A 20,216-nucleotide genomic window follows, 5' to 3' on the forward strand; every position below is an offset into this window, starting at 1 on the left:
CTCTTTGCTTCCCCCAGCCAGGGGCCAAAAATGAAAATCAACCCTGGCTAAACAACTTTTTTATTGCCGGCCAGGGCTCAAAATAGCTTACCTGCCCCTGGCTGGCGCATGTTGTGAACTGTCCCCCAAATGGTAGAGTGTAGAATTATCATTTCTACCTCATCCGTAATAAGCCTCGTAAGGGGTTTGGTATCCGTTTGTCGCATGCCTTCTTTCTTTCGCATAGAAGGCCCATACATATTCGTAGATTAGCTTCCTTGCTTCGCGAATGGTTTGTGGCATCTTGTAAAGCCATTCGGTTTTCATCTTACCAAAAAAGCTTTCCATCGCTGCATTGTCCCAACAGTCTCCTTTCCTACTCATGCTACAGCGGATATTGTTCTCTCTTAGAAGCTTTTGGTAGTCCTCGGAAGCATAGGTCGACCCCCGATCGGAATGGCCAATGCAGCCCGGCTTTAAGGTATGCTTTGCCAGCGCATCATCCAGGCATTCCATCACTAATTGTTTGTTGTTTTTTGTACTCATGGCCAAACCCAACGGGTATCGTCCATAAAGGTCTAAAATTACCGCAACATAAAGGGTTCCTTGTGGCGTTGGGACATAGGTGGTATCGCTGATGAACTTCTCTCCCGGCGCTTTGGCCACAAAATCTCTTTGGAGGAGATTGTCGGCCGGCTTCCTTGTTTTCGAAGAGTCGGTGGTGACGAGGAATTTTCGCCGTACCCGGGAATGCCAATGATTTTCCCGCATGATGCGTTCTACACGCTTGTGATTCACCGGCGACTTTCCTACCTTCTGTCGTTGGAAATTCAACTCCGCTGTGACCTTTCGTATCCCATAAACGGCTTTGCTCTGATCGTAAATTTTTCCGATCTCTTTTGAGAGCTGCATGTTTTCAATTTGACGCAGTGTCTGCGCGTTCTGTGCGTTCTTCCACTTGTAATAGCCACTTTCAGAGACTTCGATAACTTTGGCCATTCTAGCAATTGCATGTTCATGACGAAAGCGATACATGAATGCAAACTTTAGTCTCGGGGCATCTTGGCTAGAAAGGCCGCGGCTTTTTTTAAGATGGCAATCTCCTCTTTTAATTCCGCGATTTCTTTGTCCTTAGCGGCTTCCATCTGCTTCTGCGCACGGGTTAATGTGCTCTCTTTCTTGTGAAACTGTTGGATATTATCCGCTAAGCCCATCTCCCCGTAGTTGTGATATAAATCTATCCAGCGCAAAAGCGTTGAGGTTTGGATATGGTACTTCTCTGCAACAAGGAATTCTTTGCCTTCGAATTCCGGCTTTAGCGCCTCTTCCACTACGCGTTTTCGAAAAGATTTCGTGTATCTCCGCCGTGTCATGTCATCCTCCTTAAGCCTTTCTTCATTGTATCTTTTTGTTCGTTAAGGCTCTACTTTTTGGGGGACATGTCATTGTTTTCCGTAGCCAGGGTCTGACGAGTAAAATGAAACCCCGGCTACGGCTCTTTGCTTCTCCCAGCCAGGGGCCAAAAATGAAAATCAACCCTGGCTGAACAACTTTTTTATTGCCGGCCAGGGTTCAGCTACAAGAATCAACCCTGGCTACTGCATTTCATTCCGTCCAGCCAGGGTCGCGCATATTTTATGGGCTAAAGCCGCACAGCCAACCCCACTCCCAGCGACGCTCGCCCTGCAAAGTCGTCCCGTTCGTGAGCCACTCCTTCGACGAGTCCCGACCGCAGAAATAGGACGCACAGCGAAGGAACGAGGAGCAGCCAGCGGCGAGCGGATGGGGCGACTTTTCCTTGACGAGGAGAAGTCGGCGACAAATAGACGGGACGGCATTACCTTGGCGAGGAGAAGTCAGCGACAAGTAGAGGGGACGGCATTATCCTGACGAGAAGGAGTCGGCGACAAGTAGAGGGGACGGCATTACCCTGGCAAGAAGGAGTCGGCGCACATATACGGCACGGCTTTATCCGGGCGAGAAGGAGTCAGAGCACGTAAACCGCACGGCTTTACCCAGGTGCGAAGGAGTCGGTGCACGTAAACGGTACGGCTTTTTCCGGACGCGAAAAAGCCAGTGACAAACGGCTGAGAGCCATACCTGACTTTATTGACGAAGGAATTCCGGATGGACTAAAATGAAATCGTGAAATCTTGGTCAAAAGCACATGGAAAGGAGGCTTACTATCAAGGGGAAATCGTTTCCCCTACGCATTCAACGCGCTGTCCTGCGCTCGAACAATTCGCGCAACCATGCGCTCGAACAATTCGCGCAACCATTCGCTCGAACGATTCTCGCAACCTGCGCTCGAATCATCTGCGCGAACGATGTGCCGGAAACCCTGCGCTCAATACGTGCTTAATGCCGTGAAATGAGCGCACAGCACACAAAGCCGACTACACTATCTATCGGCCGGCACGCAACCTGCAACGCGCGAAAGGCCACACGCGTTGGACAGGGATTGTTTTTTTATTCTATCAGGTACTGTCCGCCAGTCGACCGTCCCGAAACTTACGGGCCGCGATGACCGGGGTACCTCCGCACACGACGCCATGCGTCAAACTGGAGGTATTTTCCTATGAAAAAGTATGAATTATCTGTTCCCACACCGCATCATTTTTCCTATGTCGTTCGTGATCTGCCGGAAGTGACTGTCGAGCAACGTGAACGGGCATTAAAGGCTACGCATTACAACGAATTCGCGTTTCCGTCAGGAATGCTCAGCGTCGATATGCTGTCCGACTCCGGTACGACGGCAATGACCAATACCCAGTGGGCGGCGCTCTTTCTCGGTGATGAGGCCTATGGCCGCAACACCGGTTACTATGTGCTGTTGGATACGTTCCGCGATATTTTCGAACGTGGCGGAGAAAAGAACTGGAAAAAAGTGCTCGACCTGGTGCGCACAGATTGCCGAGACGTCGAAAAGATGATGGACGAAGTCTATCTGCAGGAGTACGAAGGCAATTTCTTTAACGGCGGCGCCGCACAAATGGAGCGTCCGAACAGCTTTATCATCCAGCAGGGACGCGCAGCCGAATCGGTGTTGATGGAAATTGTGCGAAATATTCTCAACGAACGCCATCCCGGAAAGAAATTCACCATTCCGTCCAATGGCCATTTTGACACCACCGAAGGCAATATTAAACAAATGGGCTCCATCCCGAGAAACCTCTACAACAAGGAACTGCTGTGGGAAGTGCCGGAAGGTGGAAAGTACGAAAAGAATCCGTTCAAAGGCAACATGGATATCGAGAAACTAAAGCGGCTCATTGAAGGCGTCGGACCGGAAAATGTCCCTTTGGTCTTCTGCTGTGTGACGAACAACCCCGTTTGCGGACAGCCGGTCTCGATGGCGAACCTCAAGGCCATTAACGAGGTTGCCCATTCCTATGAGATTCCGGTCGTTTTCGACGCAGCACGCTGGGCGGAAAATGCGTATTTCATCAAGATGAATGAAGAAGGCTATGCCGACAAGTCCATTGCCGAAATTGCAACCGAAATGTTCCAGTATTGCGACGTCTTCGCTATGTCCGCCAAGAAAGACGGCCATGCCAACATGGGTGGTATGCTCGCCTTCCGCGACAAAGGCCTTTTCTGGCAGAAATTCTGCGACTTCAACGAAGACGGATCCGTCAAAAGGGACGTCGGTGTCCTGCTGAAAGTAAAGCAAATCTCCTGCTACGGCAACGACTCCTACGGCGGAATGAGTGGCCACGACATCATGGCGCTGGCGGTCGGACTCTATGAAAGCTGCGATTTCCATTACATGCAGGAACGCGTCGCGCAAGCCGAATATCTGGCACAGGGCTTCTACAATGCTGGTGTAAAAGGCGTCGTTTTGCCGGCAGGTGGCCATGCCGTATACATCAATATGGACACCTTCTTTGACGGCAAACGCGATCATGAATCGTTTGCCGGTGAAGGCTTCTCCCTGGAACTCATCCGTCGCTACGGCATCCGTGTGGCCGAGCTGGGCGATTTCTCGATGGAATACGACCTCAAGACTCCGGAACAACAGGCCGAAGTCGCCAACGTCGTGCGTTTTGCCATCGACCGCAGTCGCTTAACCCAAGAACATCTGGATTACGTGATTGCCGCCGTCAAACAGCTCTATGAAGACCGGGAAAGCATCCCGAATATGCGCATCACCTGGGGACACAACCTGCCCATGCGTCACTTCCATGCCTTCCTCGAACCGTATCCGAACGAAGAAAAATAGCGAAGAAAAAAGAGGTGTCTTATGACTAACCCAAATGCCACAACGCATGCTGCTCAGGTCGAAAAACGCGATGGATTTGTGTCTCGCTGGGGATTCATCCTCGCCTGTATCGGATCCGCCGTGGGCATGGGAAACATTTGGCGTTTCCCGATTTTGGTACAGAAATATGGCGGCTTGACGTTCATTCTGCCCTATCTGCTCTTTGTGTTGCTCATCGGCTCTACGGGCATCATTGAGGAGTTTGCGCTTGGACGTATGGCCCAAGCCGGTCCGGTGGGAGCCTTCGGCATGGCTACCGAAGAACGTACCGGCAACCGCCGTCTCGGCGAAGTGTTTGGCGCCATCCCCATCGTTGGCGCCTTGATGCTTGCCATTGGCTATACCGTCGTCATGAGCTGGATTTTCAAGTATTGCTGGATGGGCATCAACGGAGATCTCTACGCGCTGGGAACGGAAATGTCGGCCATCGGTGGCTCTTTTGGCTCCATTGCTCCCGAAGCGGAAACCTTCAGTGAAGCCATTCAGATGATGGTCTCCGGCGGCATTTTCGGCGTCGGTAACGGGATATGGCTGTTACTCGGCCTCTTTGTATCCCTCGCGATTATGAGCCTGGGTGTTTCCGGCGGTATTGAAAAAGCCAACAAGATCATGATGCCGTTGCTCTTCGTTCTCTTTGTCGGTCTTGCGATCTATATTGGAACCCTTTCCGGTTCCGGCGAAGGCTACAAATTCATCTTCACTCTGAATCCGGAAGGCCTTGCCGATCCCAAGGTATGGATTTTCGCCTTCGGTCAAGCATTCTTCTCGCTTTCCGTTGCCGGCAACGGTTCCGTCATCTACGGTTCCTACCTGTCCAAGAAAGAATCCATTCCTTCCTCGGCATTCAACGTCGCGCTCTTTGATACCATCGCCGCCCACCTGGCTGCCTTCGTCATCATTCCGGCCATGGCGGTTATGCTCGGATCCGAAATCAACAACGTCGATGGCGGGCCGGGACTCATGTTCATCTATCTCGTGAACGTGTTTAACGGCATGCCCGGCGGCCGCATCGTAGGAATGATCTTCTTCATCTGTGTTTTATTTGCCGGTGTCACCTCGCAGATCAATCTCTATGAGGCGCCGGTTGCCTTCCTACAGGAAAAATTCAAATTCAAGCGCCTGCCTGCCGTTGTCACCATCGGCGTCCTCGGGGCAATCGTCGCTATCATGATTCAACCCTGGACATCCCAGTGGATGGATATGGTTTCCATTTACCTTTGCCCCTTCGGTGCGCTCTTGGCCGGCATCATGTTCTTCTGGGTGCTCAAGAAAGAAACCGCGCTGCATGCCGTCAATGAGGGCAGCGAAAAACCCATCGGCAACTGGTTCTATCCCCTGGGCAAATATTTCTATTGTGCAGCGGCCTTAATCGCGCTCATTGCGGGTGCGATTCTCGGCGGCATCGGCTGATCGCCGATACGCAAATGAATTTCGCGCGGAACAGCAAAGACATTTTACAATTTCAACCCTTGCGTGAATTCAACCAAATATGTTCTTTCGCACGGAACAGATGAACTCCACCACAGCAAAGAGGAGCACCGGTCGTTTGACCGGTGCTCCTCTTTCGTTAACGCCCGCCTTCTTGCTTTCCGAGCGACTTTTGTTCATCGTTAGCGATACTTTTCGACTTTTATCGTCTACTTCGATTTTTTTCGGTACTTCCCTTTTTTGACCGGTCACTTACTTCGTCGGAACCAACAATCCGTAGTTGCCGGCTTTGCGCTTATAGACGCAGCAGATGCGATCACGATCCATATCCAGATAGAGGAAAAAGTCGTGGCCCAGCAGTTCCATCTGATCCACCGCTTCCTCGGCACTCATGGGCAGAACGTCAATTTCCTTGGTACGTGCAATATCCACACCCTCCGGAATTGCTTCTTCCGGCGCGGGCTCCTCTACCTCAGCAAAGCGGATGGCGTTCTTAGCGTAGCGCTGACGTTCCAGTTTTGTCTTGTATTTGCGAATTTGCGAAACCAGGGCACTGATGCAGGCGTCTACCGCATCCAGCAACTCATCCTCTACCTGATCGGCACGAAGAATGGTTCCTGATGCGGGAATGGGGATGGTTATTTCACACCGCATTCCGGATTTTTCTTGTGAGACGGTAACCCTTGCCTCCACATCGTCCTGGAAATATTTGTTCAGGCGGGATACTTTTTTATCGATATCCTTTTTCGTGTTGTCGCGCAAATTGATGTTTTTTCCGTAATACGTAATCTTCATGACTTCCCCCCTTCCTCGTTATGACCTGTTTACCCCAATTTCATGAAAACGTTCGCTTTCTGAAAAACTTTTCCCGGAATGAATAAGTGTATATTTCATTTCGTCTTATGTCCCTATCGCAACGATTGAATAAATATGGTTTCTTTTCCCATTCACTATTCATCCTTCACCGAGTGTGGATATGTGGACAAAATAGGAAATCCATGGTGGAAAAAGCCAGTTTTCGCCTGAATCATGCCTTTTTTATCAACAAGTTATCCACATTCCTGTGGATAAACAAATTATCGATAAGCGCTTGACATTCGTCCCGCATTCAGCAGGTCAGAATACGCAATGGAAGGTTACCCGGCATCCTGTGATAATTATTATTTTTCTTGTGGATATATTTTTTCATGCTACCTCATATAGGGTCACATTTTCTGTCAAAAATTAAGTAATAGTAAATAATGTATGAAAATTAGTCCTTCGTATTTTCCTGCATATTTTCTCCATATCAGCGTAACTACGAAAAGAAAGAATACGCCACAGAACTCTGGTAGAGCGGTTTCGTCAATGCCATAGATTCCGCTCTACTTCAGTCGCATCTTTGTCGAGTGGTTTTGCTAAATTCATAGAATCAGCTCTATCGCAAGTCTAACACCTGTAGAGTGGTTTTGCTGATTTCATAAAATCAACTCTACAACAATATCCACACCTGTAGAGTGGTTTCGCCAAATTTACTGAAACCACTCCACCGCAAGTCCAGCATCGGTAGAGTGGTTTTGCCGAATTTACTGAAACCACTCCACCGAAAGTCCGACACCTGTAGAGTGGTTTTGCCGAATTTACAGAACCAACTCTACCGAAAGTCCGACACCTGTGGAGTGGTTTTGCCGAATTTACTGAAACCACTCTACGGAAAGTCCAGCATCGGTAGAGTGGTTTTGCCAGATTTACAGAATCAACTCTACCGAAAGTCCAGCATCGGTAGAGTGGTTTTGCCGAATTTATTGAAACCACTCTATAACCGCTATTAGGTTCTGTAAGAGACGTCGACCCATATGTCACCCCCTTCATCAAATACCTTCGAACAAACAAAAGCCGCCGAAGCATGACTTCGGCGGCTTTCACGATTACGATGAGCGATTTCGTACGAAACTATTATTGCAAATTCTTGGTACGCTTTTCGTAGGAAATGAGATATTCGGCTTTTTCACGGTCATTCATAAAGACGAAATGGCCGGGAACGAGTTCGCGCAGCTTCGGCTTCTCGCCGGAAAAGTCACGTGAACTTTCATCATAGATGACAAGTTTCTTGTCCTTTTCAATCAGCGGATCCGGAATCGGCACCGACTGCAGAAGGGAGCGCGTATACGGATGCATCGGATGCGCGAAAAGCTCTTCTGTTTCGGCAATTTCCACGATGCGGCCGTTGTGAATGACGGCGATACGATCGGAGAAATATCGAACCACCGAAAGGTCATGAGCAATGAAGAGATACGTAATGCCCTCGGTTTCGCGGAACTTGTTCATGAGGTTCAGCACTTGCGCACGAATAGACACATCCAACGCCGAAATCGGCTCGTCCGCGATGATGAAATCCGGACGCATGACGATGGAACGTGAAATGCCAATACGTTGACGCTGACCGCCGGAAAACTCATGCGGGTAACGCGATTTGTGTTCCGGCAACAGACCGACTGACGATAACGCTTGATCCACCTTGTTCGCCCGCTCGGAACTATCCTTATAGAGCTTATAGTTATCGAGACCCTCAGCAACAATGTGATCTACGGTGGCGCGCTCATTAAGCGATGCAGCCGGATCCTGATAAATCATCTGAATGTCACGAACAAGATCATGTTGTTCCTTTCGCGACAGATTGCCGTTGATCTTCTTGCCCTTAAAATACACCTCGCCTGCGGACGTAGGATGCAAGCGGATGATCGCGCGTCCGATCGTCGTTTTTCCGGAACCGGATTCTCCGACCAAAGAGAATTTTTCTCCTTTGAAAATCTGGAAGGAAACATCTTTTACTGCACGAAACTTTTTGCCGTTATTGCGGAACGTCACTTCCAATCCGCGGACATCGAGGAGAATTTCACGATCATCATCCGGCTTATTCACTTGCGGCTGATTCGTGTTATCAATAGTTGTCGTCACTGTAGTCTCCTCCCTTCGAGGTCATTTGCACCATGCGCTCGTGCAGATTTTGAATGACCGCCGGCTTCTCCACCTTCGGCGCATCCGGATGTTCGAGCCATGACTTGACGAAATGCGTGGGAGAAACCTGAAACATCGGGGGCTCCAACTCAAAGTCCACCTTCATGGCGTACTGATTACGCGGTGCGAACGCATCGCCCTTGATTGTCTCAAAAAGAGACGGCGGTGTACCGGGAATCGCATAGAGATCTTTCTGTCCCGTACCGAGCTGCGGCAGTGACGAAAGCAGACCCCATGTATACGGATGACGCGGATCGAAGAAGACTTCTTCCGCCGTGCCGTGTTCAATGATCTGGCCGGCATACATGACCGCGACCTTATCAGCCACCTTCGCGACCACGCCGAGGTCATGCGTGATATAGATGGTCGTAAATTGATATTCCTGTGCAAGCTCTTTAATCAGCTCAATAATCTGCGCCTGAATGGTCACGTCCAACGCGGTCGTCGGTTCATCACAGATAAGAATCTTCGGTCGGCACGCCAACGCAATAGCGATAACGATACGTTGCCGCATTCCGCCGGAATACATAAATGGATACTCATCGTAGCGTTTTTCCGGGTCGTGAATACCGACACGACCCATCAATTCAATCGCCAGCGCTTTCGCTTCTTTCTTGCTTTTGCCCTGATGTTTGATGATGACCTCGCTAATCTGATAGCCGATAGTGCGCACTGGATCCAAAGAAGTCATCGGATCCTGAAAGATGGTCGCAATCTTTTTGCCGCGAATCTTTTCCCAGTCTTTATCCGACTTTAGTTCCATCAGATTTTTGCCTTCAAACCAGATTTCACCGTTTGAAACGCGCCCGTTATTTTCCAGCATTCCGGTAAACGTCTTCGTAAAAACGGACTTTCCGGAGCCGGATTCCCCAACGATAGCAAGAACCTTTCCCTCTTCAATATCGAGAGAAATATGCCGAATCGCGGTCAATTCACGGTCACGCACCTTAAATTTTACCTGCAATTCTTTAATGGACAGGATGTTATTGGTCATGATGTTCCTCCTATACCATGTGATTGCGAGGATCGCTGGCGTCTGCCAGGGTCTGCCCGACAATATAGAGCGAAACCGAGATTAACGCGGTTACCGCGAGTGGAATAAGGAACAAATACGGCGCAGAAGTCATATAGAGCGCGTTCTTTTGCACAATACGTCCCAAAGATGGAATTGCGGATGTCAAACCGACGCCAAGGAAGCTCAAGAACACTTCCGTGGAGATAAACATCGGTACATAACGCGAAAGAAGCGTCATCAAAACCGATACTAGGTACGGCAGGATATTGTTGCGGATAATCTTTGGCGTGCTGGAGCCGAGCGTCTGCGACGCCAAGTTGTACTCGCGGTCACGAATAATCATGACCTGCACGCGAATAAAGTATGCCACACTAATCCATGTGGTACACGTCATGGCGAAAATCAGAGACCAAATACCGTCTCCGAAGGTGTATGCCAATACCATGACCACCAACGTAAACGGGATGTTGGAGATGACATTGTAGACCTCAATCATTACGGCATCAATCTTTTTAGAGAATCCCCAAAACATGCCAACAATGACTCCGATCACCATAACAATTGCCGTCGCCACGAAGGCGATGAACAAACTGGTGCGCGCGCCTGCCCAAACCGCATCAAAAAGGTTCTGTCCGATGTCGTTCGTGCCGAACGGATATTGCCACGAAGGTCGCTGGTACCATGCTTCGCGGTTATTGATATTCGGGGCGTCCATGTTGTGAAAACCGGAAAGCATCGGTTGAATAAACGCAAGCAGGAATACCGCCAACATAATGATGAGCATGACGATGGCGACTTTCGAGGAGAAAAACTTACGAAATACGCTTCGCCAATAGGAATATGCGGGGGCGACAATGTGTTCAGAAGCCGTTTCGTCCACCACATGCGGTTCGAATGCATCTGGTGGAAGCTCCGGAATCGAATCCAAGGCTACAGCCGTTTCCTTCGTTTCTTGTACAGAGGTACTCTTCGTCTCCATTAACGGCCTCCTTTCTTCGCCTGCAGCGAAATACGCGGATCCACAATCGTCATGAGAATATCGCCGATAAAGACCGCCGCAACCGCTAACGACGTGAAAATAAACGTCAAGGTGATAATCATATTGTTGTTCCCAGCGGTAATCGCATCCGGCAGCATCTTGCCCATGCCCGGAATACCGAAAACGGTTTCGGTTAATACCGCACCGGAAATCGCCAAGATGACCGAGTACGGAATCTCGCTGACAATAGGAATCATTGCGTTTTTGAAAATGTGACGGCGTGAAATTTCTATGCCGGAAAGCCCCTTCGCCTTTGCAAACTTCACGTAATCGGCAGTTGATTGGTCAACCATGTAACGGCGAATCCACATCATTAAGGAAGGCGTGCTCAGCAAACCGAGAATGAGTATCGGCATGATGTACGAACGCGGATCATGCGGACCCAGATGCGTGAACATATCCGGCAAACCGAGATTAATCCCGATGTACTTCATGAAGAAAATAAACGCCAAAGAAGGTACCGAAATCAGCAAGTTAATGTAACCGATTCCGATTTTATCTAACAATCCGCCCGGCTTTTTGGACATAGCCACCGCGAACGGAATGGAAAAGCCATAGGTAATGAGGAGCGAAATGATGCCGAAGAAATAAGAAACCTGCACCATGGACATCGATTCTTTGAACGTCTTGGCATCCGCATAGTGATCCGTAAACCGTTTCGTGTCCATCGCGGTCAGTTTGTACTTGTACTTCAGCGTGTGCTGATTAATGGGAGACTTCATCTTTACGCCCGTGGGGAAGGTCTGCTCAATCTTCTTATCGCCGCCTTGCCCATTGGTGATAACATCCAACGTCATCACACCGGGATGTACCGGAAAAGATTCTCCAAAATTCAGCGTTAAAAAGTTCTGGTGAATGAACGGAAAATGACCGTCCAAGTAAATCATATATTTATGCAAGGTGCCGGAGCCGACAAGTGCCGGAAGCCCATTATGGTCTTTCTCGATGCGATACCCGCGCTCCATATCTGGATTTTCCGGGTCCTGAATATAGTTCTTATGGTCGCGAACAATTAAGCGGCCAAAGAAATTTCCAATCAGCTCAAGAGGATTGTAATAGCGATAGGCAATTCTCTCCCCTCTCAGCGCATCAAACTTGTCCAGAGTCTCTACGGTAAATCCACGCTTCTCTAAATCCTCGATGACTTTTTTCTGTGCGGGACTATCCTCTTTGTCATTGCCTATTTCTTCCGGTTTCAAATCGCTGAAAATCTTGTTATTGGGAATAAATTCCAAATAACCAAGAGATTCCAATTTTCCGTAGTAGTAAATTGTCTTCGCGTTTCCCGACATTTTTTGCCAGCCGCTGTCTTTCGCAAAAGACTTCGTCTTCGGAATTAACTCAAAAACAATGAGAACGACTAAACTGACAACGACAAGAACGGAGACTACGGATTTAATGAGACGTGTAATGATATACCTTGCCATATTATCTCCTTACTATGAAAAGAAGGGGATGAGATTTCTCATCCCCTTCCCTCTCCATTCTTCTCTCTTATTTATTGTTCTTCTCATACTCCGCAAATGCGGCATCGAACTGTTCTGTCGTAACCAAGTCCGCCTGCGTACGCAGACCCTTGTATTTGTATTCGCACGGACCGTAATCGCCCATCACGCGCGAGAACGGAACTTCTTTGGTGATACGCAACGAACGCGTCTGCATCTGCGTCGGGATGAACAAGCAGCGCTCAATCAGCTTGGAATCTGCTTTAGCAAATGCTTTGTAACGATCATCCAAGTTAGCAGAGATGGCATCCGCATCGCGGTACAGCTTCTCGTATTCCATGAAGCCGACCTTCTCTTTGATGTCTTCGTTCATAATCTTTCCATCGTCGCCAACCGAACCCAAACCGCAGGCTTCCATGTAGTAGCCGGTCGTCGGGCTATAGATGTCAACGAACGCCTTCGGATCATGATAATCCGGACTCCATCCGGTGTAGGTGGAGATATCGTAGTCCATCTTCTCCGGATCGCGGTTCTCATAGACGACGGCATTGATGGTGTCTTCATCGCGCAGCACCAATTCAATGATGATGTTGCCTTCGGTATTCTTTTCGACGGAGTCTTTCATCGACTGCGCTCTCTTCGTCTGAAGATCCGAGGTGCTGTTAACCATGTTATCGAGATGAATTGGGAACTGTACGCCTTCTGCTTTCGCCGCTTCGATGTACTTCATGGCTTCTTCTTTGCCATAGAACGGCGCTTGTCCGTCGTGCAGGTCACGATCTTCTCCGGTCGCCTCTTTGTAGGCTTCCGTAACCAAGTCATGATAATTCTTTCCGTCCGAAGTGGTACCGGCGCCCGCAATATTATCGATATTACGCATACTCTGAATTGCCAATTCTTCCGGCATACCAACGCCCAAATAGGATTTTACGTCGTAGGCCGCACGCAATGCTTTACGGAAGTTGTCGTTCAGAATAGCTTCATGCGTGGCTTTCGCCTGTGCCTGATCGGTTGCGTAGTTGGTGTGTTCGAAGGACTTACGGTTGTAGTTAAATACGACACCGAATACCGTCGCGTTCGGCAGACTGTAGCTCGTTTTGCCTTCATACTTCTTTGTATAGTCCGCAAAGTTCTCCCATGACGGATTCAACGCAGCAGCGTAGTAAACGCCTTTTTCAAAACCGTTAATCGTCGAATAGGGATCCTGTCCGCCATCATAGATACGGGTTACTTTGTCAACATATACATGATCGGCATCCCAGTAATCTTCATTCTTTACCAAAACCGCTTTGGACTTCTCAACGTTCTCGCTCAGGATGAACGGTCCGTTATACAAAATCGAATCCAATTCCTTAGAACCGAATTTGCAGTCTTTTTTGTTCGGTGCGCCAAGTTTACAGCCGTTTCCTTTGGATTCAAGGTATTCCTTGTTAATCGGATAGAGAACGGTATAGGTGGTCATGGAGTCAAAGTACGGCACAGACTTCGGTTTGCCGTCTTCGCCTTTTTGCATGGTAAATTCCAGCGTGGAATCATCCACTGCTTTGATGCCGACCTTTTCCCAGGCAGCGTCGCTGAAATCGCTCTTCAAATACTCTTCATAGCCGTCAATAACGCCTTGCAACAGCTCTTTTGCTGCTGAAACGAATTCTGCGCCGTGACGAACGCCAGTGACAAAGTCTTCTGCTTTTAATTCGCCAAATTCTTCACCCTGGCTGGTGACCCATTTGACGCCCGGACGAATCTTAAAAGTCCAAACACTTTTATCTTCGTTGGATTCCCAGGATTCCGCCAAAGCAGCCTGTAATTTTCCGTAATGGTCGGTTTCCAAAAGACCGTCTACTAAGTTGACATTGATTTCATGGTCGCTGGCAAGTGCGGTGACGACGTAGTCCATCGTCTGCACTTCACGGTTGGTCGCAACGGTAATTTCCTTGTCCGCCGATTCCAACATTTCGCCTGTCTGTCCTGCGCCCGAGGTGTCACTTGCCGAAGCATCACCGCCGGCTTGTGAATCATTGTTGGCCGGAGCTCCGCATGAGGTTAAACCCAATAACAGGGCCAAACCCAGGGCAGCAAATTTCTTGCTGTTCATCTTTCTCCTCCTACTCTCCTTGGTTACCGGTTCTTCTTTCCTACAACAGTACGACTTAACTGCGGTACCACCGTCTTAGAGAATCCCGAAGACGACCGACATTTGCCGACTCCTCGTTTTCAAAGAAAAAACAACCTCTCTGAAAACGTTCCGCAATTGCTGTAATTATAACCTATTCTTTATTTCTTCTCAAGTGCAATATCAATCACCGCAATGAAAGAAAATTCATTTTAGCGAAACACCTACTGCTTTCATACTTTCTTCGACATCCGCACGCGGGTAGGGATCGTCCATTTTAACCGGGCGCACCTCTCCGTCCTTTATATAGATCAGCGCCGGAATGTACTCGATGCCATGTTTGTCGGCAAAGTCAAGGAAAGTCGGATCCCTCGTTGTATCGAGCGCCGAGAGAGACAGCGCGTTGTCACTGACAATCTGCTGCATCGTCGGCGTAAACTTTACACAGTAAGGGCAGGTGACACGTCCGGCGTAAAAAAGCAGTTCTTTCTTGCTCTCGATGGCGTCATTGACATCCTGCATGGTGATGGCAGGATATGTTGCAATAATCTTTTCATACGTTTTCTGTTCTTCCGTCAATTCCTCGGAGGATTCGTCTGTGCTGTCGGAAATGCTCTCTTCCTGCGAAGCGCTTTCACTTGATGCCATCGAATCGGATGCAGAGGATTCCTGCACCGTCGAGACGCTTTCGCTTGCGCTGCTTTCCGGATTCGGCGACTTTCCACACGCACTCAACGCAAAGAGCAGTGCGAGACACAGAATGCCTATCTTTGTTTGCCTCTTCATCATTCTCCTTCTTTCTCCTTTTCCAACATATCACGTAATGTGCGCCATGCCAAAACAGCGCATTTCACGCGCTGGGGCATGTGTGAAATATCTTTTAAGGCGACAGCATCACCCAGTTGTTCTTCCAGAATCTCGTCATCCTGTTCTTCGCCCTGAATCATCGCTAAAAACGTTTCAATGGCATCTTTTGCTTCCTCCACGGTTTTTCCTTCGACCAATTCGCAAAGCAAGGACGTTGATGCCTGACTGATGGCGCAGCCATGCCCCGTAAAAGAAAGCTCTTCAATGCGATTCTCTTCCCGTTTGATGTGCAGCGTAATATCATCTCCGCAGCTCGGATTATGACCGCGTTCACTCGCTGTCGCATCCGCTAAATCATGGCGATGCGCCGACGCACGGGCATGTTCCATGACGATTTGCGTGTAGATCTGTTTCATATCCATCTTAAATTTCCTCGCTGTACGGCGTTTGCGTTTCGGTCGCCGGAACGCCCATCACGCGGCGCACTTCTTTGACTGCCTCGATAAACGCATCCACCTCGTCAACCGTATTATAAAAGGCGACGCTGGCGCGGCAACTGGCGCTAATGCGCAAGCCGCGATGCAGCGGCTGCGTGCAGTGATGACCGGAACGAATGGCAACGTCTGAGGCATCCATAATCGTGGACACATCATGCGGATGTACGCCATTCAGATTAAAGGCGACCATCGTGCCGCAATCATGCTGTCGAGGACGATAGATGCTTACGCCGCCGAGATGTTCCAGTTTCTCGGCAAGATACGCCGCTAATGCCTTTTCATAGGCTTCGATATTCTCCAAGCCAATCGTTTCGAGATAGGTTATTGCCGCATCCAGTCCCACTGCGCCCCCGACATTCATGGTTCCTGCTTCAAATTTATAAGGCAATTCGGCAAAAGTAGAGGACGTATCCTCAACGTACTCGATCATTTCCCCACCGTACAAAAACGGCGACATGGTCTTCAGGAGCGATTCTTTTCCATACAGAACGCCAATCCCAAAGGGAGAGCCCATCTTATGTCCCGAAAAGGCAAAAAAGTCGCAGTCCCAATCCGTCACATCCACGGAGCTATGCGGTGCATACTGTGCGCCATCCACGACGACCGTTGCGCCGACGGCGTGTGCCTTGGCAATCATCGCCTTCACCGGCGGAAGGGTGGCAATAACGTTGGAAGCGGCGCTAAATGCCAATACTTTGGTCTTCTCGCTTAGCTTCGCTTCAAAGTCCGCTTCATCCAGCTGAAAATCTTCGCCCAGCTCGATATAACGCAGGATAGCGCCGGATTGTTGACAGGCAAACTGCCAGTTCACGCAGTTGGAATGGTGTTCCATGCGGGTGATCAACACTTCATCGCCCGGCTTTAAGATGCGAAGTGCATAATCATACGCAATAAGGTTGAGCGATTCGGTCGCATTGCGCGTAAAAATAATCTCTTTGGAACGCTTAGCGCCGATAAAGCGTGCAACATGTTCGCGCGCCTTCTCATACGCTTGCGTAGCGTAAAGCGACAGTCGATGATTACCGCGCAGCGGATTCGCGTTTTCGTGTGCATAAAACTGTTGCATGCGCTCCAGCACCGGCCGCGGACGCTGGGTTGTCGCCGCATTATCCAAATAGATGACAGGATGTTCTTCGTCCAAATAGGGAAAATCACGACGCACGGCGTCGAGCGAAAAGCCCGGATCGCGCAATCGTTGTCGTTGCTGTTCGTTCATCGTTATCTCTTTCTCTTCATCAAGCGATCGTGAATGGCCTGGCGAATCTTTTCACGCAAAGCGGCATCGGGAATGCGATCCAGCGTTTCCGCCATGCGCGATTCCACAATCATGCCTTCTGCTTCCTGTCGGCTGAGACCGCGACTCATGAGGTAGAAAAGCAGCTCTTCATCCACGCGCCCGGCAGAGGTCGCATGATTTCCCTCGACCGCATCTTCATGACAAAGCAGAACCGGCACCGCGACCGAATGCGCTTCGTCGCTCATCAAAACCGTAACCTCTTCTTCGTCGCCTACCGCGCCGCGCGCACCTTCTAAAAAGTCCAACGTTCCGCGGAAAGACTTGTACGCCTGATCAAGGAGCGCTCCATCTGCGCGAATTACCCCTTCGGTATACAAACCATGAAAACGGACATGGTAGAAAAGATCGATCTTCTCCTGCTCTTGGGCGAGGTAGGCGACATACTCTTCCATCTTCGCTTCCACACCTAACAGATCACCGGACAGATGATAATTCGTTCGTGCGCCGCCCAATTCTACATGGGCAACCCGAAGGTTTCCGCCATCGGCTACCGTAAAGGCAACACGCTGATTGCTTATGGCGTTACTATTGAGTCGATTAATTAGCACAAGCTGTAAATCGGCATCCTCTTCCACCGCAATATCCAGCATACCGTTTCGGGCAACCTCGGTATTCTCGTCGCTTTTTACGTCCAACACGACCGTTGCGCAATGTCCGCACGGTACGCGCAGCTGCAGCCGATCCTGCAGAACCGGATTTTCTTTCGATAGAGCAAAATGCAGGGTTTGCACTGCGCCATCTTCTACTGCCCACGAATAGGATACGTTCGCTTCCTGGGCATTTTTTGCTGCTACGGCTTCGGAAATACCCTGTGCATCGTGTCCCACGTTGCCGAAATCGACACCGTTCTGCTCTTGGACTTTTCCTTCTGTACGCTGCGCGTCGGTAAGTCCTTCGGTCGTTACGCCTTCAAAAGGAACCGTTTTCGGATACTCTTCTATCTGGGTCAGGACATCGTTGACTTTGAGCCACCGACAAGTTCTTGCGGGCAGCTCGCTTCCCCGATCTTGTTGAATATTGGTTTTTCGTGTCTCTTCCGTATGAAGAACGCTCATCCGATCGCTCCTTTCAGTTCCAAAGTGATCAGATTGTTCATTTCTACTGCATATTCCATCGGCAGCTCTTTCGCAATCGGTTCAGCGAAGCCACGCACAATCATGGCTTTCGCCTCTTCTTCGGGAATGCCGCGACTCATCAGGTAAAAGATAGCTGTTTCATCAATGCGCCCGATTTTCGCTTCATGCCCTAAATCCACGTCATCGGTAGCGATGCGAATGGCAGGGATGGTGTCCGAACGGCTTTCTGCGTCCAACATAAGCGATTCACAGGAAACCGAACATTTCGACCCTTTTGCTTTTTCGTTGACATCCACCGTACCGCGATAGATGGCGACACCGCCGGACTTGGAGATGGATTTGGAGTTTATCGTAGAATAGGTGTTCGGCGCATAGTGCATCACTTGTGCGCCGGTGTCGAGATATTGTCCCTTGCCGGCAAAAGTGATGCCGGTAAACTCGCTGCGTGCGCCTTCCCCGACTAAGAGACTTGACGGATAGAGCATGGAACAAGCCGAACCGAACGAACCGGAAACCCATTCAATGGAACCGCCTTTTTCCACCCGTGCGCGCTTGGTGTTGAGGTTATACATGTTTCGCGACCAGTTTTCAATCGTGGAATAGCGCAGATGCGCATTTTCTTTGACATACAGTTCAACCGCGCCAGCATGGAGATTTAACGTATTGTATTTTGGCGCGGAGCAGCCTTCGATAAAATGCACCGATCCACCCTCTTCGACCAGAATGAGCGTATGTTCAAATTGTCCTGCTCCGGGCGCATTCAGACGAAAATAACTTTGCAGCGGAATATCCACGTCCACGCCCTTCGGCACATAAACAAACGATCCGCCCGACCACACGGCATAATGCAACGCAGCATAGCGATGTAGACGCGGCGTAATGAGTTTTCCGAAATGCGCTTTAATAATATCGGGATACTCGCGCACCGCCGATTCAAAGTCGGTATACACTACCCCCTGTTCCGAAAGATAACTGCGCATATTGTGGTAAACCACTTCGGAATCATACTGTGCGCCCACGCCGGCAAGCGACTCTAACTCCGCTTCGGGAATGCCTAACTTGGTAAAGGTGTCGCGGATCTCGTCCGGCACATTCTGCCAATCTCTTGCCATTTGTGCTTTGGGACGCACATACGTCGAAATCCGGTTCATATCGACCGCGTGCAAATCCGGTCCCCAATTCGGATTCTCTGAGGCGTTAAAAATCTCCAGTGCTTCGAGGCGCTTGTCGAGCATCCAGGACGGCTCCTCTTTATTGGCGGATATTTCGCGGATAATATCCTCCGTCAAGCCGTTCTCTACCTTTACATCGTACTCAAACGCATTCTTCTGATCGTATACGCCGCGCGGAAGCTCCTTAACGTCAGATTTTTCCGCCGCCTGAAATTCACCGGCCGCCAGACGCGCTTCCCGTTCCGCTTTTCGCCGCGCATGGCGCAGCGCGGCGTCGTCATTTCTGTTCATCGGTGACCTCCTCGGTCATCTCACGGCGAATCCATTCGTATCCTTCTCGGTTAATTCGGTCTGCTAATTCTGCGCCGCCGTTCTTCACGACTCTGCCGTCAATCACCACATGCACAAAATCCGGATGCAGATATTCCAAAATACCGCTGATATGCGTAATGATGAGGCACGCCTTGGAATCATCCAGAAAATCGGCGACACCCCGACTGACAATGCGCACAGCGTCCACGTCCAAGCCGGAGTCGGTTTCGTCCAACAGAATCAGTTTTGGATCCAACACCTGCATCTGCAAAATTTCCGTCTTTTTCTTTTCGCCTCCGGAGAAGCCGACATTCAAATAGCGTTCTGCATATTCCGGTGCCATAGACAGTTCTTCCATCTTTTCTGCGAGCGCTTTCTTGAATTTCAGAACCGATGGCGTTTTTCCGTCGCACTGCCCTTTCGCCGTGCGCAGAAAATCCTCGACGCTTACGCCAGGCACTTCCTGCGGCGTTTGAAAGCTCAAAAAGATGCCCTTTCGGGCGCGTTCATCCGCGCTATTTTCGAGAATGCTCTCTCCCTCAAAAAGAATATCCCCTTGATGCACGTGATAATGGGGGTGCGCCATGATGGCGTTGGCAAGCGTCGATTTTCCGGCACCGTTTGGTCCCATCACGACATGAATTTCGCCCGGGTTAATGGTTAAGTCGATGCCCTTCAAAATGTCGCTCTGATCAACACCAACATGTAAGTTTTTCAGTTCCAGTAATGCGGACATGTTTTCCTCTTTCCTACGTAAAAGCCTCGCCCTTCGGCGAGG

17 protein-coding genes are annotated in these 20,216 nt (G+C 49.7%); 3 read left to right on the forward strand and 14 right to left on the reverse strand.

The genetic code is table 11. The annotated features are described in order from the left end of the window. Positions 1-159 precede the first annotated feature (159 nt). Both BN3910_RS05660 and BN3910_RS05665 read right to left on the reverse strand, forming a co-directional pair. A complete protein-coding gene (locus BN3910_RS05660; protein ID WP_082790327.1) occupies positions 160-1,014 on the reverse strand; it encodes an IS3 family transposase in 855 nt (284 codons plus the stop codon). Between the two features lie 11 nt (positions 1,015-1,025). Beyond that, the gene (locus BN3910_RS05665; protein WP_066925177.1) at positions 1,026-1,352 is read right to left on the reverse strand and encodes a transposase; all 327 of its coding nucleotides are present in this window, start codon (positions 1,350-1,352) and stop codon (positions 1,026-1,028) included. A gap of 1,205 nt (positions 1,353-2,557) precedes the next feature. On the opposite strand from BN3910_RS05665, the gene BN3910_RS05670 reads away from it, so the two are divergent. Continuing rightward, positions 2,558-4,201, forward strand: coding sequence for a tryptophanase (locus BN3910_RS05670; protein WP_066925180.1), 1,644 nt, complete (start codon positions 2,558-2,560; stop codon positions 4,199-4,201). Positions 4,202-4,222: 21 nt separating this feature from the next. Continuing rightward, complete coding sequence (locus BN3910_RS05675) at positions 4,223-5,650, forward strand: sodium-dependent transporter (protein ID WP_066925183.1); 1,428 nt, start codon at positions 4,223-4,225, stop codon at positions 5,648-5,650. 270 nt (positions 5,651-5,920) lie between these two features. On the opposite strand, the gene hpf is transcribed toward BN3910_RS05675, so the two are convergent. After that, positions 5,921-6,463: a ribosome hibernation-promoting factor, HPF/YfiA family gene (hpf, locus tag BN3910_RS05685; protein WP_066925189.1), complete on the reverse strand. Its 543-nt coding sequence runs from the start codon at positions 6,461-6,463 to the stop codon at positions 5,921-5,923. Between the two features lie 815 nt (positions 6,464-7,278). Here hpf and BN3910_RS07820 point away from each other — a divergent pair. After that, complete coding sequence (locus BN3910_RS07820) at positions 7,279-7,479, forward strand: hypothetical protein (protein WP_148417341.1); 201 nt, start codon at positions 7,279-7,281, stop codon at positions 7,477-7,479. A gap of 124 nt (positions 7,480-7,603) precedes the next feature. On the opposite strand, the gene BN3910_RS05690 is transcribed toward BN3910_RS07820, so the two are convergent. The 11 genes from BN3910_RS05690 to sufC form a co-directional block, all read right to left on the reverse strand. Further along, positions 7,604-8,605, reverse strand: a complete 1,002-nt coding sequence (locus BN3910_RS05690) for an ATP-binding cassette domain-containing protein (protein ID WP_082790328.1) — start codon at positions 8,603-8,605, stop codon at positions 7,604-7,606. Then, on the reverse strand, positions 8,589-9,659 hold the full coding sequence (locus tag BN3910_RS05695; RefSeq protein ID WP_066925192.1) for an ABC transporter ATP-binding protein: 1,071 nt from the start codon (positions 9,657-9,659) through the stop codon (positions 8,589-8,591). Before BN3910_RS05695 ends, BN3910_RS05690 begins: the two co-directional genes overlap by 17 nt. A gap of 10 nt (positions 9,660-9,669) precedes the next feature. Further along, complete coding sequence (gene oppC / locus BN3910_RS05700) at positions 9,670-10,659, reverse strand: oligopeptide ABC transporter permease OppC (protein ID WP_148417342.1); 990 nt, start codon at positions 10,657-10,659, stop codon at positions 9,670-9,672. Then, entirely contained in the window at positions 10,659-12,146 is a 1,488-nt protein-coding gene (locus BN3910_RS05705; RefSeq protein WP_066925195.1) for an ABC transporter permease, read from the reverse strand. The genes oppC and BN3910_RS05705 overlap by 1 nt, the downstream gene beginning before the upstream one ends. A 67-nt stretch (positions 12,147-12,213) precedes the next feature. Next, on the reverse strand, positions 12,214-14,259 hold the full coding sequence (locus BN3910_RS05710; RefSeq protein WP_066925198.1) for an ABC transporter substrate-binding protein: 2,046 nt from the start codon (positions 14,257-14,259) through the stop codon (positions 12,214-12,216). Positions 14,260-14,484: 225 nt separating this feature from the next. Beyond that, complete coding sequence (locus BN3910_RS05715) at positions 14,485-15,066, reverse strand: thioredoxin family protein (RefSeq protein WP_148417343.1); 582 nt, start codon at positions 15,064-15,066, stop codon at positions 14,485-14,487. Further along, the gene (gene sufU, locus BN3910_RS05720) at positions 15,063-15,506 is read right to left on the reverse strand and encodes a Fe-S cluster assembly sulfur transfer protein SufU (RefSeq protein WP_066925204.1); all 444 of its coding nucleotides are present in this window, start codon (positions 15,504-15,506) and stop codon (positions 15,063-15,065) included. The genes BN3910_RS05715 and sufU overlap by 4 nt, the downstream gene beginning before the upstream one ends. A 1-nt stretch (position 15,507) precedes the next feature. Continuing rightward, positions 15,508-16,797, reverse strand: a complete 1,290-nt coding sequence (locus BN3910_RS05725) for an aminotransferase class V-fold PLP-dependent enzyme (protein ID WP_066925207.1) — start codon at positions 16,795-16,797, stop codon at positions 15,508-15,510. Positions 16,798-16,799: 2 nt separating this feature from the next. Continuing rightward, positions 16,800-17,933: a SufD family Fe-S cluster assembly protein gene (locus BN3910_RS05730; protein ID WP_066925210.1), complete on the reverse strand. Its 1,134-nt coding sequence runs from the start codon at positions 17,931-17,933 to the stop codon at positions 16,800-16,802. After that, complete coding sequence (gene sufB / locus BN3910_RS05735) at positions 17,930-19,417, reverse strand: Fe-S cluster assembly protein SufB (RefSeq protein ID WP_082790329.1); 1,488 nt, start codon at positions 19,415-19,417, stop codon at positions 17,930-17,932. The genes BN3910_RS05730 and sufB overlap by 4 nt, the downstream gene beginning before the upstream one ends. After that, entirely contained in the window at positions 19,404-20,174 is a 771-nt protein-coding gene (sufC, locus tag BN3910_RS05740) for a Fe-S cluster assembly ATPase SufC (RefSeq protein ID WP_066925213.1), read from the reverse strand. Before sufC ends, sufB begins: the two co-directional genes overlap by 14 nt. Between the last annotated feature and the right edge of the window lie 42 nt (positions 20,175-20,216).

The sequence above is a fragment of the Murdochiella massiliensis genome, from assembly GCF_900059565.1.
GTDB lineage: Bacteria > Bacillota > Clostridia > Tissierellales > Peptoniphilaceae > Murdochiella > Murdochiella massiliensis.

Excerpts from the sequence above, each read along its gene's own strand:
- BN3910_RS05660 (WP_082790327.1), bottom strand. The coding sequence starts at position 1,014 with ATGTATCGCTTTCGTCATGAACATGCAATTGCTAGAATGGCCAAAGTT.
- oppC (WP_148417342.1), bottom strand. The coding sequence starts at position 10,659 with ATGGAGACGAAGAGTACCTCTGTACAAGAAACGAAGGAAACGGCTGTA.
- BN3910_RS05715 (WP_148417343.1), bottom strand. The coding sequence starts at position 15,066 with ATGATGAAGAGGCAAACAAAGATAGGCATTCTGTGTCTCGCACTGCTC.
- BN3910_RS05730 (WP_066925210.1), bottom strand. The coding sequence starts at position 17,933 with ATGAGCGTTCTTCATACGGAAGAGACACGAAAAACCAATATTCAACAA.
- sufB (WP_082790329.1), bottom strand. The coding sequence starts at position 19,417 with ATGAACAGAAATGACGACGCCGCGCTGCGCCATGCGCGGCGAAAAGCG.
- BN3910_RS05675 (WP_066925183.1), top strand. The coding sequence starts at position 4,223 with ATGACTAACCCAAATGCCACAACGCATGCTGCTCAGGTCGAAAAACGC.
- BN3910_RS05710 (WP_066925198.1), bottom strand. The coding sequence starts at position 14,259 with ATGAACAGCAAGAAATTTGCTGCCCTGGGTTTGGCCCTGTTATTGGGT.
- BN3910_RS05725 (WP_066925207.1), bottom strand. The coding sequence starts at position 16,797 with ATGAACGAACAGCAACGACAACGATTGCGCGATCCGGGCTTTTCGCTC.
- BN3910_RS05695 (WP_066925192.1), bottom strand. The coding sequence starts at position 9,659 with ATGACCAATAACATCCTGTCCATTAAAGAATTGCAGGTAAAATTTAAG.
- sufC (WP_066925213.1), bottom strand. The coding sequence starts at position 20,174 with ATGTCCGCATTACTGGAACTGAAAAACTTACATGTTGGTGTTGATCAG.
- BN3910_RS05665 (WP_066925177.1), bottom strand. The coding sequence starts at position 1,352 with ATGACACGGCGGAGATACACGAAATCTTTTCGAAAACGCGTAGTGGAA.
- BN3910_RS05670 (WP_066925180.1), top strand. The coding sequence starts at position 2,558 with ATGAAAAAGTATGAATTATCTGTTCCCACACCGCATCATTTTTCCTAT.
- sufU (WP_066925204.1), bottom strand. The coding sequence starts at position 15,506 with ATGGATATGAAACAGATCTACACGCAAATCGTCATGGAACATGCCCGT.
- hpf (WP_066925189.1), bottom strand. The coding sequence starts at position 6,463 with ATGAAGATTACGTATTACGGAAAAAACATCAATTTGCGCGACAACACG.
- BN3910_RS05705 (WP_066925195.1), bottom strand. The coding sequence starts at position 12,146 with ATGGCAAGGTATATCATTACACGTCTCATTAAATCCGTAGTCTCCGTT.